The 15,230-nt window shown below is 68.5% G+C and carries 12 protein-coding genes and 1 pseudogene; 5 read left to right on the top strand and 8 right to left on the bottom strand.

From position 1 onward, the window contains the following. Window position 1 precedes the first annotated feature (1 nt). From RIF93_RS06310 to RIF93_RS06345, 8 genes are all read right to left on the bottom strand, one after another. Window positions 2–1,219, bottom strand: coding sequence for a hypothetical protein (locus tag RIF93_RS06310; RefSeq protein ID WP_309089533.1), 1,218 nt, complete (start codon window positions 1,217–1,219; stop codon window positions 2–4). Between the two features lie 2 nt (window positions 1,220–1,221). Continuing rightward, window positions 1,222–2,160 (bottom strand): bile acid:sodium symporter family protein, encoded by a 939-nt coding sequence (locus RIF93_RS06315; RefSeq protein WP_309089535.1) that lies wholly within the window; start codon window positions 2,158–2,160, stop codon window positions 1,222–1,224. 11 nt (window positions 2,161–2,171) lie between these two features. Continuing rightward, entirely contained in the window at window positions 2,172–2,561 is a 390-nt protein-coding gene (locus RIF93_RS06320) for a VOC family protein (protein ID WP_309089537.1), read from the bottom strand. Between the two features lie 55 nt (window positions 2,562–2,616). Beyond that, the gene (locus RIF93_RS06325) at window positions 2,617–3,768 is read right to left on the bottom strand and encodes an AraC family transcriptional regulator ligand-binding domain-containing protein (protein ID WP_309089539.1); all 1,152 of its coding nucleotides are present in this window, start codon (window positions 3,766–3,768) and stop codon (window positions 2,617–2,619) included. Window positions 3,769–3,882: 114 nt separating this feature from the next. Beyond that, on the bottom strand, window positions 3,883–5,397 hold the full coding sequence (locus RIF93_RS06330; protein ID WP_309089541.1) for a hypothetical protein: 1,515 nt from the start codon (window positions 5,395–5,397) through the stop codon (window positions 3,883–3,885). Between the two features lie 126 nt (window positions 5,398–5,523). Then, a complete protein-coding gene (locus tag RIF93_RS06335) occupies window positions 5,524–6,804 on the bottom strand; it encodes a pyruvate dehydrogenase complex dihydrolipoamide acetyltransferase (protein WP_309089543.1) in 1,281 nt (426 codons plus the stop codon). A gap of 20 nt (window positions 6,805–6,824) precedes the next feature. Next, complete coding sequence (locus RIF93_RS06340; protein WP_309089545.1) at window positions 6,825–9,179, bottom strand: transketolase; 2,355 nt, start codon at window positions 9,177–9,179, stop codon at window positions 6,825–6,827. Between the two features lie 71 nt (window positions 9,180–9,250). Then, window positions 9,251–10,201, bottom strand: a complete 951-nt coding sequence (locus RIF93_RS06345; RefSeq protein ID WP_309089547.1) for a VOC family protein — start codon at window positions 10,199–10,201, stop codon at window positions 9,251–9,253. 293 nt (window positions 10,202–10,494) lie between these two features. Between RIF93_RS06345 and ilvD the strand changes: the two genes are divergently transcribed. From ilvD to RIF93_RS06370, 5 genes and pseudogenes are all read left to right on the top strand, one after another. Beyond that, complete coding sequence (gene ilvD, locus RIF93_RS06350; RefSeq protein ID WP_309089549.1) at window positions 10,495–12,210, top strand: dihydroxy-acid dehydratase; 1,716 nt, start codon at window positions 10,495–10,497, stop codon at window positions 12,208–12,210. 37 nt (window positions 12,211–12,247) lie between these two features. Next, on the top strand, window positions 12,248–13,114 hold the full coding sequence (locus RIF93_RS06355; RefSeq protein WP_309089551.1) for a fumarylacetoacetate hydrolase family protein: 867 nt from the start codon (window positions 12,248–12,250) through the stop codon (window positions 13,112–13,114). 57 nt (window positions 13,115–13,171) lie between these two features. After that, window positions 13,172–13,966 carry a TIM barrel protein gene (locus tag RIF93_RS06360; RefSeq protein ID WP_309089553.1) on the top strand — a complete coding sequence of 265 codons (795 nt, stop codon included), beginning with the start codon at window positions 13,172–13,174 and terminating at the stop codon, window positions 13,964–13,966. Beyond that, on the top strand, window positions 13,963–14,829 hold the full coding sequence (locus RIF93_RS06365; RefSeq protein ID WP_309089555.1) for an NAD(P)-dependent oxidoreductase: 867 nt from the start codon (window positions 13,963–13,965) through the stop codon (window positions 14,827–14,829). The genes RIF93_RS06360 and RIF93_RS06365 overlap by 4 nt, the downstream gene beginning before the upstream one ends. 39 nt (window positions 14,830–14,868) lie before the next feature. Further along, a pseudogene (locus RIF93_RS06370) lies at window positions 14,869–15,230 on the top strand (hypothetical protein); the annotation flags it as partial.

Consider the following 15,230-nt stretch of genomic DNA (forward strand, 5'->3'; position numbering starts at 1 on the left):
CTCAGTCGTCCATGCGTGGGATCGGACGCCGGATGGCCTCCATCATGATGTCGTTCTCGCTCATGCGATTGTAGCGGTCGGTGAGCCGCCGCAGGTCGGCCATAAAGCGCCGGGCGGGGAGGCCCTTCGCCTCCATGCGCGCGACGGCGTTCGCCTCCACCGGGGAAACCCGCCGCCGCCACTCGGCCGCCGCCGCGGGCGTGGGCGGGATCACCTTGCCGCCCGCGGCGCGGAACTCCTCCCGGGCGACAGCGCCGTTCAGGCCATAGAACACCTGCGCCTCGGCGATGCCTTGGGCCCGCAGCCAGGCGTTCAGGATCGGCTTCAGGTCGCGTGGCAGCGAGGCGAGAAAGGTGGGACTGAGGCAGTATTCGAAATTGGTCCGTCCGACGTCGCCCGCGAACATGTGCGGGGCCGCCGTGTTGATGCGATAAACCGCCGCCGCGGCCTCGGTGATGGCGGCGCCTTCGAGCTTGCCGTCGGCGATCGCCGCCCGGATGCGGGGCGTCTCCATCACGACGGGGTCTCCCCCCAGCGCCCGTACGGCTTCGGCCTGCACGCCCTCGGCCGAAAAGAGGCGCAGGCCTTCGAGCCCTTCGGCGCCGGACAGCGGCGCCTTGGTGAAGATCACGGACGGGCCCGTGGCCTTCATCCGCGCGATCCGCACGCCGTTGCGTCGGAAGTCTCCGCTGAAATACTCGGCGTAGAGCTTCTCCGAGACGATGGTCGCCACGGTGGCGTTGGGAAACAGCCCCGGAAGGTCCAGCAGCGTCAGCAGCTCGAACCCTCGCGCCTTCGCCTCGAGGCTAGCGTAACAGGCGGTCATGTCGGTCTCGCCCCGGGCTAGCGCGGTCCAGCCCTGCTCGAGGGAGTGGGTGGCTCCGCCCCAGGTGGGCTGCACCACGATCTTGCCGGCCGACATCCGATGAAGCACGTCGAACGCGGGCAGGAACACGTCGCGGACGACGCTGCCGTCGGCGGGGTTGTGCGCCGAGAAGCGCAGAACGATGGGCTCGCCCCGGTATTTCACCCGCTTGGCCCAGGACTCGGCATGGCGACCCTGCAACCACTCACGGGCGACACGCGTGCGATCGCGCCACTCTGCGACGCCTCCTTCGCTGTCGGGAAGCGCCTGCGCGAAGCCGGTTCCCGGGGCGAGCACGAGGGCGACCGCCGCGGCGAAGCCGAGCAGGCGGCAGCGTCTGCGGGACGTGGACATGATCAGGCCGGCTTCTTCGCAGCGCGGCCATTCGCGGCGGCCGCGGCGACGGCCGCCTCCTTCTCGCGGCGCTGCGTCTCGGCGATGCTGGGATCGAGCTTGCGGATCAGCTGCACGACCAGGAGGCCGCCAACGTTCATGACGATGGTGTAGACGATGGCGGGCACCGCCATCTCCTCGCTCTCGAACGTCGTCACCGCGAGGACGGCTGCGAAGGCGGCGTTCTGGACCGCGGTGTGGAAGAGGATCGCCTTCTGGTCCGACGCCGGCAGGCCGGTGAGCTTGGCCGCGCCGAGGCCGAGGACCATCGCAGAGCCGCACAGCAGCACTGAGATCAGACCCGCCGAACCGGCGAGCTCCAGAAGATGGTCGCGCGAGTTGTAGACGATGAGCAGGGTGAACAGCAGCAGCAGCCCCATGGAGGCCTTGCTCACCCAGGGCTGGGCCTTCGCGCTCCACCCCGGAGCCAGCGCCTTGACGACCATGCCGAAGGCCACGGGAGCGATCATGAGCTTGGCCACCTGCTCGCCGACCTCGACAATGGAGACGTTCACCTGCACGGCGCTGCCGAGCAGATGCGTGGCGGCTAGGCCGACGAAAAGCGGGATGGTCACGACGGTGACGATCTTGCCGGCGAGGGACAGGGCGATGGAGAGCGCGGTGTCGCCGCCGCTGAGGTAGGTGAACACATTCGCCGTGGTGCCCCCGGAGCAGCAGGCGAGGATGATCATCCCGAATCCGACGCTGACAGGCGGCGAAAGCAGGAGGATGAGAACGACCGCCAGCAGCGGCAGGCCGAAGGTGTGGACTGCGAGGCCGATGGACAACGCCTTGATGCGCGTGAACGCGACCCGGAAGTCGGCAAGGGTAAGACTGAGCCCCAGACCCGCCATCATCAGAGACAGCATCACGGGGGCCAGCACCGACAGTACGAAGTCCATCTAGTCTCCGATCACTTCTTGGCGTGGCCTGTGTTGATCTCGATGGTGTTGCCGGCAGGGTCGAGGAACCAGATCTGCCGCATCCGACCCTCGCCCATGGAGCGATAGCTGATCCCATAGCTTTCCAGTCGCTGGATCATGGGGGCGAGGTCAGGCACCCGGAACGCCACGTGCGGCCCGCCCGGGGTGGGCTGGTTCGGCTCCCTGTAGGGACCGCCGACCGGGTAGTCGAACACGTGGAGGCGCGACGAACCCAGCTCGTACCAGTCGCCCGGAATGATCTCGTGGAAGGCGGCAGGCCGCTGGTCGTTGATCAGCCGCAGCTGGAGAAAGTCGGTGTAGAACGCTCTCGCCTTGAGCAGGCAACCGTCCGCGTTGAGGGACAAATGATCGATTTCCATGATCTTTCCGGAACCCATGTATAATTCCGGAGGCTAGTCGCCGCGATCAGGCGGATCACTGTCCCCACGCGCCAAGTGGGAGCTGCCGGGAAGCCCCGGCGCGCCGACGGTACCGGTCGGGCGTCATCCCCGTCCAGCGCGTGAAAGCTCGATAGAAGGAGCGAGTCTCCAGGAAGCCGCACCTTTCGGCGATCTCCTCGATGGTCAGGTCCTCGCCGCCGTCGAGGGCTTCGAGCGCAAGGGACCGGCAGTGGCTATCCAGCAGCTGCGAGAACGTCCGCGCCTCGTCGGCGAGGCGGCGCTGGAGCGTGCGCGCCGAGACGTTGAGGTGGTCGGCGACCTCTTCGAGCTCAGGCATGCATCCCTGCCCGAGCACGTCCATCGCGATGCGGACCTGCGCCGAGATGGACTCGGGCAGGCCCGCCATCACTTCGCGCTCCACCAGCCGTTCGGTGGTGGCGAAGACGGAGCGACAGGCGTGGATGGGCGGCGTGCGCAGCACCTCGCGATCGAAGACGATCGCGTTTGCGCCGTGGCCGAAGGAAACGGGCGCTTGGAAGAAGTCTTCGAAATCGGCGCTTCCGCCGTTCTCGCGCGCCAAATGGATCTCGCTCGCGGAGATGTCGCCCCCGGTGATCCAGTTGATGTACCGCCATACCAGAGCAAGGAAGTATTCGCCCTGGTCCACCGTGTTCTGGAGTGCGCCATCGGCGAGGCAGGCGGTGAGTTGCGCCGTGCCGCCGTGGCTGGTGAGGCGCAGACGGCTCGCCGTGCTGAACATGGGCTGGAAGCGGACCCAGCGACGAAGGCCTTCCTCGAGGCTTTCACTGCTCATCACAAGATAGATGAGATTGTTAAAGGGGCGAGGCGTCAGATTGCGCGCGAGCCGGATGCCAAGCGCAGAATCCTCGGAAGCCCGGCGCAGGCTGCGGAAGGCCAACGTGAAATAGTCGTGGCTGACCCGCCAGCCGGTCGCTTCGCTGCCGTCCCAGCGCCGTGTGGACAGGGGCGGGAAGAGTTCGTCGCTGAAACCCGCCTGCCGCGCCGCGTCCTGGAGCAACTCAGCTGGTCCCGCCGCTGAGTTGACGGACCAGTTTTCCGTGTTTGCAACCTGCAATTTACCTCCCCCTACGATAACCTTTTTCTTGTCGTTTCTATTTTGAACGTACTGTGGAGCGTGCGGACCTGCAACGATGCTGCGGTTCATCCTTGGCAGGAAGGCGGCGAAAGCGCGCAGGCAGGCTGAGCGTCAGGGTTGCGCCTCGTCGCGTGAATGTTCCATGAACGGCGAAATCCGAAGGCAGCGTGGAGAGCTCAAGCGCTAGGCGGTTGGCCAGTGGCGCAGCGCGGGAAGGGTCCAGCCCCGCACGCCCGCCGGCGAGAAGCTGGCCTCGCCCAGGGCCGGGGTGGTGAGGAGGTAGACCCCCGTGGACGTGGAAACCCAGATCAGCCGTCGATCCCATTCGACGAAGACGCCGTCGGTGTCGCGGATGTAGGAGCCGGGCCGGTCAAGGGCGCCGCCCTGGGGCGGAATGAAGTAACCCGTGATCCGGGGGTTGGAGGGGTCGGCGAGGTCGTAGCACTGCAGGCCGGCGTTGAAGAAGGTGTAGCAGGTGAAGGATGGGGAGACCGTCCCCGGCGCCTTTTGGTGGGGCGCGTTGTGGGGACCGAATCGCCCCCGCTTCTGGCAGAAGCTCTCGTAAGGGGCGCCGGGCGGCGGGGTGGGGATCGGCAGCGTCGACAGGGTCTTGAGTTTGGCGGGATCCCGCGCGTCGATCACGTAGCTGTTGTACCAGGCGTCGCCGCACTGCAGCGCGAACGTTTCAGGGGAGGCCACGACAAAGCCCCGGTCGAGGCGCGAGACGTCGACGGTGTGCAGCTTCAGCCCGCCGCCGTCCGGGTCGGGCGAGGTCCAGACCCCGATCTCCCGCGGCCGCGCGATCTTCGACAGGTCGTGGACGCGGACTCCGAGCACGGACCAGGCTCCCCAGCCGAGCTTGCCGCCGTCCTCCACGTTCTCAGGCACGACGTAGCTGCCATGCAGACTCGGGATCGAGATCCCATTGCCGGCGAAGGGCCACTTCCGGTGCTCGGCCTCTTCGCCGGCACGCTGCCCCGGCACCCAGATGTTCGACACGAACTTGGGTCTGGCAGGGTCAAGGATGTCGATGACCTGCACGCCCGTGGCGCGGGCGTACTCATAGAGCGAGAACGTGTTGTCGGCGCCGGTGTCGAGGTAGGCGTAGCGACCGCCGGTATAGAAGTTCCGGTGGGTCCCCGTGCCCTCCTGGATCTCACGCCTGGGATCGCCCCGATCGGTGCTCCACTCCGACAGCAACCGCGCCTTGCCCGGTTCGGTGACGTCGTAGAGGCGAATGCCCCGAAGACCCTTGGCCTTCAGGTTCTTTCCCCGCGTCAGGTCGATCTGCGGCTCCGCCGCGGTGGCGCTCGTCATGAGCACCCACTTGCCGATCCCACGGTTGTAGGCGACCTGGACTTGATAGCCCTCGTACAGATGGTCTCCCACGACGACCGCGTTGAGAGGATCGGTGACGTCGATGCATCGCCCCACCCACTCGTTCTGGGCGTCGCGGTAGGAAGAGAAGAGGTAGCGGCGGTCGCCCTGCGCCATCATCTGCAGCTTCGAACCGCAGACCTGTCCGGGGAAGTAGTGCGCGTGAAGCGCCATGTTCCGGATGTAGACCTGCCCGTCGAGGCGGTCGGCTATGGGCAGGCCGGTCTTCGGCTGAGCCGCGGCGCCTCCGCTGAGTGCGGCTGCGCCGAGGGTCGCGGCTCCGGCCGCGAGGAGGCCTCGCCGGGTGGCTTGATAACTCATCGTCGCTCTCTCCCCTGGCCACGACCGTTGTCGGTCTTGTCGGTCGGTCTTGTCGTCTCGCTGGGCGTCGGCATGAGCTCCGCACCGGGCGGCGGACTGGCGCACACCCGACCGCGTCGGTGCGTCTCAGGCCAGGATCGTCAATGGCGCTTCCACCAGCTGCTGGAAGGCCTGCATCAGCTCCGCGCCCGCGGCCCCGTCGATCGCCCGATGGTCGAAGCTTCCGGTGGCGGTGAGCAAGGTCGCCCGCTCCAGGCCCTCCGAGCCGAAGACTGGGGTCTCGCGCCCGGCTCCGACCCCGATGATGACCGCCTGCGGCGGATTGATTACGGGGATGATCTCCCGAGCACCGTACATGCCGAGGTTGGAGAGCGAGGCCGTCCCGCCCTGGTAGTCCTCAGGGCCAAGCCGGCCGGCCCGGGCGCGGGCGGCGAGATCGCGCATGTCGGAGGAGATCCGACTGGCGCTCTTGGAGCACGCTTCCCTGATCACCGGCGTCACCAGGCCGCCGTCGATCGCCACGGCCACCGAGATGTCGACCCGGTCGAAGCGGTAGAGCACGTCGTCGCCGTATTGCACGTTGGCCGCCGGCACGCGTTTCAGGGCGAGCGCCAGCGCCTTGATGAGCAGGTCGTTGATCGAGAGCCTGGCTCCGTCGCCGAGCGCTGCGTTCAGTTCGCGCCGCAGCGCGAGGAGGGCGTCCAGCCGGCAATCGTTCGAGATATAGAAGTGCGGGACGGTCGTCTTCGACTCCGTCAGCCGACGCGCGATCGTGCGCCGCATCGTCGAGAGCTTAACGGCTTCATGGGGGATCTCGGGCGGCTTGGCCGGCGCGCGGGCGGGCTCGGCCTTCACCTCCGAAGGCGCTGAGGGCGGCGGGCGCGACGGCGCCACGTCCGCCTTCGTGATGCGGCCCCCGGGGCCGGTGCCCTTGACGGCGCTCAGGGCGATGCCCCTGACAGCGGCGATCCGCCGGGCGAGGGGCGTGGCGAGCACCCCGACATCAGATCCGCCGTCGACCGCGACCGGTGGCGGTGGCGGTGCGGCGATCGACACTGGCGCCTGGGGCACGCTCGCCGGCGTCGCCGGGACGGCGGCCACAGGGGCCGGCGCCGGAGCAGCCTCGGGCGCGGCTGCCGGCTCGGAGGCTGGGGCGACCGACGGCGCCGCGGCGCCAGCCTCGCCCGCAGGCCGAAGCAGGGCGATCACAGTGCCCACGGCGACGTCCGCGCTGCCTTCCGCCACGAGGATGCGGTCGAGAATGCCGTCCTCGGTCGCCTCCATCTCCATGCTCGCCTTGTCGGTCTCGATCTCAGCGATCAGGTCGCCGGCGCGAATCTGCGCGCCGGGCGCCACCAGCCACTTCGCCAGCGTCCCCTCTTCCATGGTGGGGGACAAGGCGGGCATCTTGACTTCCATCGTCATGGTCAACCTTCGACAAAGAGCTCGGCGGCGGCTTCGACGATCGCGTCGCTGTCCAGCCGGTAGTAGCGGTAGAGATCAGGCAGATCGCCGGTCTGGCCGAAGCGTTCGAGGCCGAGCGGGCTGACGCGCATGCCGCGGACGCTGCCGAGCCACGACAGCGTGGAGGGCGAGCCGTCCACGACCGTCACAAGGCCGGCGTGCGGCGAAATGGGGGCCAACAGACGCTCGACGTGGCTCACGGCGGGCGTTCCCCTCGTCCACCGCGCCGCGCGCTGGGCCATCCAGTCGCGGTGCAGCAGGTCGGCGGAGGTCACCGCGAGCAATCCCACGCCCGGGAGGTCGTCAGCGAGCTGGCTCCAGGCGGCGATCGCCTCGGGCGCGACGGCTCCGGTGTAGACGATCGCCGCCTCCGAGCCCGGCGCGGGCGGGCGGATCCAGTAGCCGCCGGCGAGGGCGTCGGCCTTCCAGCTGTCGTCGGGCCGAGGCTCCTGGGGCACCGAGCGGGTGCTGAGCCGCAGATAGATCGAGCCGCCGTCGACCGCCTGCATGTGGTCGAAACCCCAGCGCATGATCAGGGCCAGCTCGTCGGCGAACGCCGGCTCGAAATAGGTAAGGTTCGGCTGCCCCATCCCGATAAGGGGTGTGTTGATCGACTGGTGCGCGCCGCCCTCGGGGCCGAGCGTCAGGCCGCTGGGCGTGGCCACCAGCATGAACCGCGCGTCCTGGTAGCAGGCGTAATTCAGCGCATCGAGCCCGCGGCTGATGAAGGGATCGTAGACCGTGCCAATGGGAAGCAGGCGGCTTCCGAACAGCGGGCCGGCGAGCCCCAAGGCGGCCAGCATCAGGAACAGGTTGTTCTCGGCGATACCCAGTTCGATGTGCTGTCCGGCGCCATGGCCCACCCATTTCTGGGCGGAGGGGATCTTCGCCGCGTGGAACACGTCGGCCATCTCGCTGCGGCGGAAGAGGCCCCGTTGGTTGACCCAGCCCCCTAGGTTGGTGGAGACCGTCACGTCAGGGGAGGTGGTCACGATGCGGTCGGCGATGTCCTTGCCGGCCGGATCGGCGCTCTTCGCCAGGTCCAGGAGGATGCGTCCGAACGCGGCCTGGGTCGACTGCTCGGCGCCCTCCGGCACGCTGAGGACGGGCGTGGGCAGCGCCGGCTCGGCCGCCTGGCGGCGTTGGGCGGCGGCAAGGGGAGACGAGGCGACGAACGCCCGCAGGACTTCCTCGCGATTGCCGCCCAGGCCGGCATAGGGCTCCCACTCGTCGCCCTCCGCGATCCCGTGGCTTTCGCGCAAGGTGGCGATCTGCGACGGGTTCATCAGGCCGGCGTGGTTGTCCTTGTGCCCGGCGAACGGCAGCCCGGCGCCCTTGATCGTGTAGGCGATGAACAGGGTGGGGCGCTCGTCGGCCGCGGCCTCAAAGGCCGACAGCAGCGTCTCCATGCAGTGGCCGCCAAGGTTGGTCATCAGCTTGGCGAGTTGGTCGTCGTCGTACCCGGCCAGGAGCTTCGCCACGCCGGGCTTGGGGCCGATGTCGGCGGTCAGGCGGGCGCGCCAGGCCGCGCCGCCCTGGTAGGTCAGGGCGGCGTAGTCGGCGTTGGAACAGCCGTCGATCCACTGCTCGAGGGTCTTGCCGCCGGGCCGCGCGAAGGCCTCGCGTTGGAGCTTGCCGTGCTTCAGCGTGATGACGCGCCAGCCGCAGGTCTCGAAGATGTCGTCGAACCGGCGGAACATCCGGTCGGCGGTCGTCGCATCGAGGCTCTGGCGGTTGTAGTCGACGATCCACCAGCAGTTGCGGATGTCGTGCTTGTAGCTCTCGATGAGGCACTCGTAGATGTTGCCCTCGTCAAGCTCCGCGTCGCCCATGAGGGCCACCATCCGCCCGGCCTCGCCTGGGTCGAGGCGACCGTGGGCGATCATGTAGTCCTGGATCAGGCTGGCGAAGGCGGTGATCGCCACGCCCAGGCCGACGGACCCGGTGGAGAAGTCCACGGGGATCTTGTCCTTGGTCCGGCTCGGATAGCTTTGGGCGCCGCCGAAGGCGCGGAAGGCCTCCAGCTGCTCCCGGCTCTGGTTTCCCAGGAGGTAGTGGATCGCGTGCAGGACGGGGCTCGCGTGCGGCTTCACGGCGACACGGTCGTTCGGCCCCAGCGCCTTGAAGTAGAGCGCCGTCATGATCGCGGTCATGGAGGCGCAGCTCGCCTGGTGTCCGCCGACCTTGAGACCGTCGCGGCTTTCCCGGATATGGTTCGCGTTGTGGACGATCCAGGAGGAAAGCCAGCGCAGGCGGTCGTCGAGCTGCTCCAGGATCGCGATCTCGTCGCTCCCGGCGGTCTTGGTCTTCGTGGTCATGGCCATGGATGCTGAATCTGTGGGTTCCGCGCCATGCGCGGCGAGGGTGGGTGCAGACGGGGAGGCGGCGGTCAGGCGGGCTCCGCCTCGTAGTTCCGCGTGAAGTCTTCGGGCGGATTGGGACCCCAGAGATAGAAGCTGTTCTCGGGATCGGGGTGGCCTCCCACCCAGTCGTAGCCGCGCGGAATGTAGTCGATGTCGAAGCTGTATTCCGCGTAGCTGCCCCAGGGGTCGCGTACGTAGTGGAAGTAGTTGGAGCCGAGGACATGCCGTCCGAGGCCCCACCCGCGCGCGTAGCCCGCGTCCTCCATCTGGGCTGCGCCGAGGCCCACCTCCTCGATGGACCGCACCGCCCAGGCGCTGTGATGGTAGCCGGGACCTGCTTCGTTGTGGGCGAAGGCGATGAGATGGTGCTCGCTGCCGTGCACCCCGTGCAAGAACGCGACCGGGCCGGCGTCGTCCGACAGCTTGAGGCCCAGCACAGCTGTGTAGAACTCGATCGCCCGCCTCATGTCCGGCTGGAAGAAGAGGGCGTGCGAAAGGCCGATGGGGCGCACGTCCGGGCGCGCGTCCCGGTAGGGCGAGGCGCGCTCGTGGTTGAACGGCGGGGGCGGGACCGCAGGTCGCTTTTCGTCGGGCGACGACTTGGGCGCCGTACGGACCTGCAGCAGGATCCCCGCGGGGTCGCGGAACCACAGCGCGCCGTCCGGCTCTCCGTCCGGCGGCGGAAGCTGCGGGGTATCCAGCTCCCGGAGCCGGGCAGCGATCACCGGAAGGTCCGGCGCGAACGCTCCGAAGCAGATGTATTCGAGCTTCTTCCGGGGGGCCTCGGCGATCCGGGCCCAGACGTGCTCGCCCCCGAAGGTGCGGAGTTCGAGGCCTCGATCGGCGACGCGGACGTCCAGCCCGAAGCTTTCGTAGAACTGTCGCGCCAGGCCGAGATCGGGAACCGACAACGCGAAGTGGTCGAGCGAGTGCACTGCCCCGGCCGGCGGCGCTTGGTCGATTGAAGCGGAACCCATCTTCTTCGTCGTCCCTGCTGCACCACGCCACACGCGCCCGGATCGCGGGCGCGGTCGCGTCGATTGTCAGCAAGGCTAGTCTTCGCCGTTGGCCCTCACACTGTCCCTTGGCGCCACCACCCAAGGCGCGATCTCGAGCCTCGCTTCTACCTGCAAGGTCCTGATTTGAATGGCCGACGCGCCCAGGCGTGGCGCCAGCGGACACTGTCGCAAGCCTGGGCGTGTGGTCCTTGTCCGCCGGCCCCCCGCCTCAAGGCGGGGCGATGGTTTCACGGACGGACAGACCAAGTTCGATGGGCATAGACAAATCCCGCCTCCCCAGCCGTTACGTGTCGGTCGGGCCGCAGCGTGCGCCTCAGCGCAGCTACTATTACGCGATGGGCATGACCGAGGAGGAGATCGCGCAGCCGTTCGTGGGCGTCGTCTCCGCGGGCAACGACTCGGCTCCCTGCAACACCACCCTGGACGCCCAGGCCGACATCTGCCGGCTCGGCGTGTCTGAGGCCGGCGGGACGCCCCGCCGCTTCAACACCATCACCGTCACTGACGGCATCGCCATGGGGCACCAGGGCATGAAGGCCTCGCTGGTCAGCCGGGAGGTGATCGCCGACTCGATCGAGCTCAGCGTGCGCGGGCACTGCTATGACGCCCTCGTCGGCTTCGCGGGGTGCGACAAGTCCCTACCGGGCATGATGATGGCCATGCTCCGCCTGAACGTGCCGTCCATCTTCGTCTATGGCGGCTCGATCCTGCCGGGCGTGCACGAAGGGCGCGAGCTCACCGTCCAGGACGTGTTCGAGGTGGTTGGTCAGTACGCCGCCGGCGCTTGTCCGCTTTCCCACGTTTCCGCGATCGAGAAGGCCGCTTGCCCGGGGCACGGAGCCTGCGGCGGCCAGTTCACCGCCAACACCATGGCGTGCGTCGGCGAGGCGATCGGCCTCTCGCTCCCGAACTCGAACATGGCGCCTGCGCCTTACCGTTCGCGCGACGAGATCGCGCGGGCCGCCGGCCGGCAGATTGTCGCCCTCATCGCCGCCGATCTCCGGCCGCGCGCGATCTGCACCCGGGACGCCTTCGTGAACGCGGCGCGCGTGGTCGCCGCCACCGGAGGCTCCACCAACGCGGCCCTGCACCTGCCGGCGATGGCGAACGAGGCCGGCGTCGACTTCTCCCTGTTCGACGTGGCCGAGATCTTCAAGGCGACGCCCTACCTGGCCGATCTGAAGCCGGGCGGGCGCTACGTCGCCCGCGACATGCACGAGGCCGGGGGCGTCTACATGCTCATGAAGACCCTGCTCGAGAACGGCCTGCTCCACGGCGACTGCATGACCGTCACCGGGCGCTCGATCGGCGAGAACCTCGAGGAGATTACGTGGAACCCGGACCAGAAGGTGATCCACCAGGTCAAGGCTCCGCTCTCGCCCACCGGCGGAGTGGTCGGCCTGAGGGGAAGCCTCGCGCCGGAGGGCGCCATCGTGAAGGTGGCCGGAATGACCCGACTGCGATTCGAAGGGCCGGCGCGCGTGTTCGAGTGCGAGGAGGACGCGTTCGCCGCGGTGGAGGCCCGCGATATCCGCGAGGGCTGTGTCATCGTGATCCGCTACGAGGGCCCGAAAGGCGGTCCGGGCATGCGGGAGATGCTCGCGACGACCGCAGCCTTGTATGGCCTGGGTCTCGGCGAGAAGGTGGCGCTCATCACGGACGGGCGGTTCTCCGGCGCGACGCGCGGCTTCTGCATCGGCCATGTGGGACCGGAGGCCGCGGACGGCGGTCCGATCGCTCTCGTGCGGGACGGCGACATCATCCGCATTGATGCGATCGCCGGGACGATCGACCTCGAGGTGGCCGAAGATGTCCTCGCATCGCGCCGCGCCCAGTGGCGCGCGCCCGAGACGGACTACCAGTCCGGAGCCATCTGGCGCTACGCGCGCAACGTGGGGCCCGCCTGGGCGGGCGCCGTGACCCACCCCGGGGCGAAATCCGAGACCCACCCCTTCGCCGACATCTGACGGGCGCTCTGCCCACTCAAAAACCATAGGAGACAAGATGAAGATTGCGCGTTTCGAGCACGGCGGCCGGATCGGCCTGGGCCTCGTCAAGGGAGACGGCGTCATCGACCTCAGCGTCGCGGACGCGTCGATCCCCGCGGACATGATCGACCTGATTGCGGGCGGCGACCGGGTGCTGGAGGCGCTCCGTAAGATCGAGGCTGCGACCGCGCCGCACCTCGCCCTGCAGGACGTCCGGCTTCTTGCGCCGATTCCCAGGCCGCCGAAGTACCTGGCGATCGGGATGAACTACGCCAAGCACGTCGCGGAGGCGAAGCGGGAAGGCATCGAGCGGCCGGCCTACCAGTACTGGTTCAACAAGCAGACCTCCTGCGTCCACGACCCCTTCGCGGACATCGTGAAGCCCGCGGCCACCGAGATGCTCGACTACGAAGTGGAACTTGGGGTGGTCATCGGACGCACGGCCCGCCGGGTGCCGGTGGAGAAGGCTCGCGACTACATCTTCGGCTACGTTGTCTCGAACGACATCTCCGCCCGGGACTGGCAGCGGCACACGCCGAGCTTCACCATGGGCAAGTCGTTCGACACCTTCGGGCCCATCGGCCCCTGGATCGTCACCGCGGACGAGGTTCCGGACCCGCATCAACTGGCGCTGCGGTGCTGGGTGAACGGCGAGCTCCGCCAGTCTTCGAACACCTCGGAGATGATCTCCAACTGCTACGATCAGATCGCCTACGTCTCGATCGCCTGCACGCTGGAGCCCGGCGACGTCATCGCGACAGGCACCCCCGAAGGGGTCGGCCTCGGCATGCATCCCCCGTCCTTCCTCAAGGCAGGCGACGTGGTCCGCTGCGAAGTGGAGCTCGTGGGCGCGATCGAAGCGCGCGTCGTCGATGCGGCCTAGCGTCTTGAGGCATCGCGCCGGTCCCCCGGCGCCATGACCCGGAGGTCTCTTCCACGCATGACGATCCTGCAGCAGCGCTTGTCGGCGAACCTCAGTTTCCTCTTCCAGGAATGGTCGTTCCTCGACCGCTTCGCGGCCGCCGCCGACGCGGGGTTCACCTGCGTCGAATTCCTGTTCCCCTATGAGTTTGCGGCGGACGAAGTGGCCCGGCGCCTGGCCGACAATCAGCTCTCCGTCTCGGTGTTCAATGCCCCGCCCGGCGACTGGGCGGGGGGTGAACGGGGCCTCGCGGCGCTACCCGAGCGCACGGCGGAGTTCCGCGCCGGGATCCAGGCCGCCTTGGATTACGCCGCCGTGATGCCGGCCAGGCGACTGCACGTCATGGCCGGGATCGCGGAGCCGCACGATCCCCAAGCGATGGCCGCCTATTGGAACAACATTGACTGGGCGGCGGACATGGCCTGCGACCATGGGGTGGAGGTCCTGGTCGAGCCCATCAACACCCAAGACATGCCGGGCTACTTCCTGCGGGACTTCGGTCAGGCCTTGGAGCTGATCGAAGCGCTTCCGGAGAACCGGCTGGGCCTGCAGTACGACATCTATCACGCCTGCAAGATGGGCTACCCAGTCCTTGGGCATCTCGAGACGCTTCTGCCCATCACCACCCACGTTCAGATCGCGGGCGTGCCGGACCGCCATGAGCCTTCGTCCGAGAGCCTGCCGCTGCGCGAGATCTTCGCGCTGTTCGATCGCGCCCGCTATCCCGGCCGTGTGGGCTGCGAGTATCGGCCAGCCGCCGGCGCGGTCGAAGGCCTGATCTGGGTCCGGGAAGCTGAAGGGGTCGCCGAATGACGGCTATCGCCTTCCTCGGGATCGGGCTGATGGGCCGGCCTATGGCCGGCCGCCTGCTCGCCGCGGGCTATCGGGTCGCGGTCTGGAACAGGTCGGCGGGCAAGGCCGCGCCCCTCGTCGAGGCGGGGGCGATCCTGACGACCTCGCCGGCCGAGGCGGTCGCGGCTGCCGATGTGGTCTGCCTCTGCCTCACCGACGCGCTTGCGATCGAGGACCTGCTCCTCGGCGCCCCGGACGCCTTGGGGGCCCTGAAGCCCGGCGCGATCATCGTTGATTTCTCGACGGTGGGGCCTGGACCGACCCGAGCGCTCGCCGCCATCGTGCAGGCGGCGAATCCCAGCGTGCGCTGGGTTGATGCGCCGGTAACCGGCGGCGTCCAGGGCGCCGAGCGCGGCGAGCTCGTGATCCTGTGCGGCGGCGAGCCCCCCGACGTCGACGCCGTCCGACCGCTGCTCGCGCACTTGGCCAAACGCGTCTGCCACCTCGGACCGCTTGGCGCCGGGCAGGCCGCAAAGCTGTGCAACCAGCTTATCGTGGCCGTGAACGTGGTCGCTGTGGCGGAGGCCCTGGCGCTGGCCCGGGCCAACGGCATCGACCCCAACGCGCTTCCTGACGCCCTCGCCGGCGGGTGGGCCGATTCCCTGCCGTTCCAGATCATCGGCCGCCGCATGGCGGCGGGCGTGGACGAACCGGCGATCGTCTCGGTCGGCACCTTCGCCAAGGACCTCGCCCTGGTGCTGCGCGCCTCGAGCGGCCGGCTCGAGCTCGCGGAGGCGGCAGACGCGATCTACCGCCAGGCCAGGGACCTCGGCATCGCGGACGCCGATGCGACCGCGCTGCTGCCGTTCGTCGAGCGGCGCTGAGCCGCTGGCGTCAACAACACACACAATCCGGAGGCAACGATGCACGCGGTAACGGTTACTAGGGATTCTGCGCCCGAATACGGACCCTGGCCCGAGCCCACGGCCCAGCCCGGGCATCGGGTCGTTTCGGTCCGCGCCGCGGCCCTGACCAATCTGGACGTGATGATCGCCGAGGGGCGGCACTATTTCAGCCCCTCGAACTGGCCGGCAGTGGTCGGTCGCGAAGCGGTGGTGTGCACCGAGGAGGGGGAGCGGCTGTATCTCAATGTCAACGCCATCCCCGCGCCCTACGGATCGATGGCCGAGCGTACCCTGGCCAATCTGGACTACGCCCTGCCGGTTCCGCCCGGGATCGACGACGCCCGCGCCGCGGCGCTGGGGAACGCCGGGCTGGCCGCGTG

The sequence above is a fragment of the Phenylobacterium sp. genome (assembly GCF_031181185.1).
Classification (GTDB): Bacteria; Pseudomonadota; Alphaproteobacteria; order Caulobacterales; family Caulobacteraceae; genus Phenylobacterium.

Coding starts and splice junctions, on each gene's coding strand:
- ilvD (WP_309089549.1), top strand. CDS start 10,495: ATGGGCATAGACAAATCCCGCCTCCCCAGCCGTTACGTGTCGGTCGGG.
- RIF93_RS06315 (WP_309089535.1), bottom strand. CDS start 2,160: ATGGACTTCGTACTGTCGGTGCTGGCCCCCGTGATGCTGTCTCTGATG.
- RIF93_RS06310 (WP_309089533.1), bottom strand. CDS start 1,219: ATGTCCACGTCCCGCAGACGCTGCCGCCTGCTCGGCTTCGCCGCGGCG.
- RIF93_RS06325 (WP_309089539.1), bottom strand. CDS start 3,768: ATGAACCGCAGCATCGTTGCAGGTCCGCACGCTCCACAGTACGTTCAA.
- RIF93_RS06320 (WP_309089537.1), bottom strand. CDS start 2,561: ATGGAAATCGATCATTTGTCCCTCAACGCGGACGGTTGCCTGCTCAAG.
- RIF93_RS06360 (WP_309089553.1), top strand. CDS start 13,172: ATGACGATCCTGCAGCAGCGCTTGTCGGCGAACCTCAGTTTCCTCTTC.
- RIF93_RS06365 (WP_309089555.1), top strand. CDS start 13,963: ATGACGGCTATCGCCTTCCTCGGGATCGGGCTGATGGGCCGGCCTATG.
- RIF93_RS06355 (WP_309089551.1), top strand. CDS start 12,248: ATGAAGATTGCGCGTTTCGAGCACGGCGGCCGGATCGGCCTGGGCCTC.
- RIF93_RS06345 (WP_309089547.1), bottom strand. CDS start 10,201: ATGGGTTCCGCTTCAATCGACCAAGCGCCGCCGGCCGGGGCAGTGCAC.
- RIF93_RS06330 (WP_309089541.1), bottom strand. CDS start 5,397: ATGAGTTATCAAGCCACCCGGCGAGGCCTCCTCGCGGCCGGAGCCGCG.
- RIF93_RS06340 (WP_309089545.1), bottom strand. CDS start 9,179: ATGACCACGAAGACCAAGACCGCCGGGAGCGACGAGATCGCGATCCTG.
- RIF93_RS06335 (WP_309089543.1), bottom strand. CDS start 6,804: ATGCCCGCCTTGTCCCCCACCATGGAAGAGGGGACGCTGGCGAAGTGG.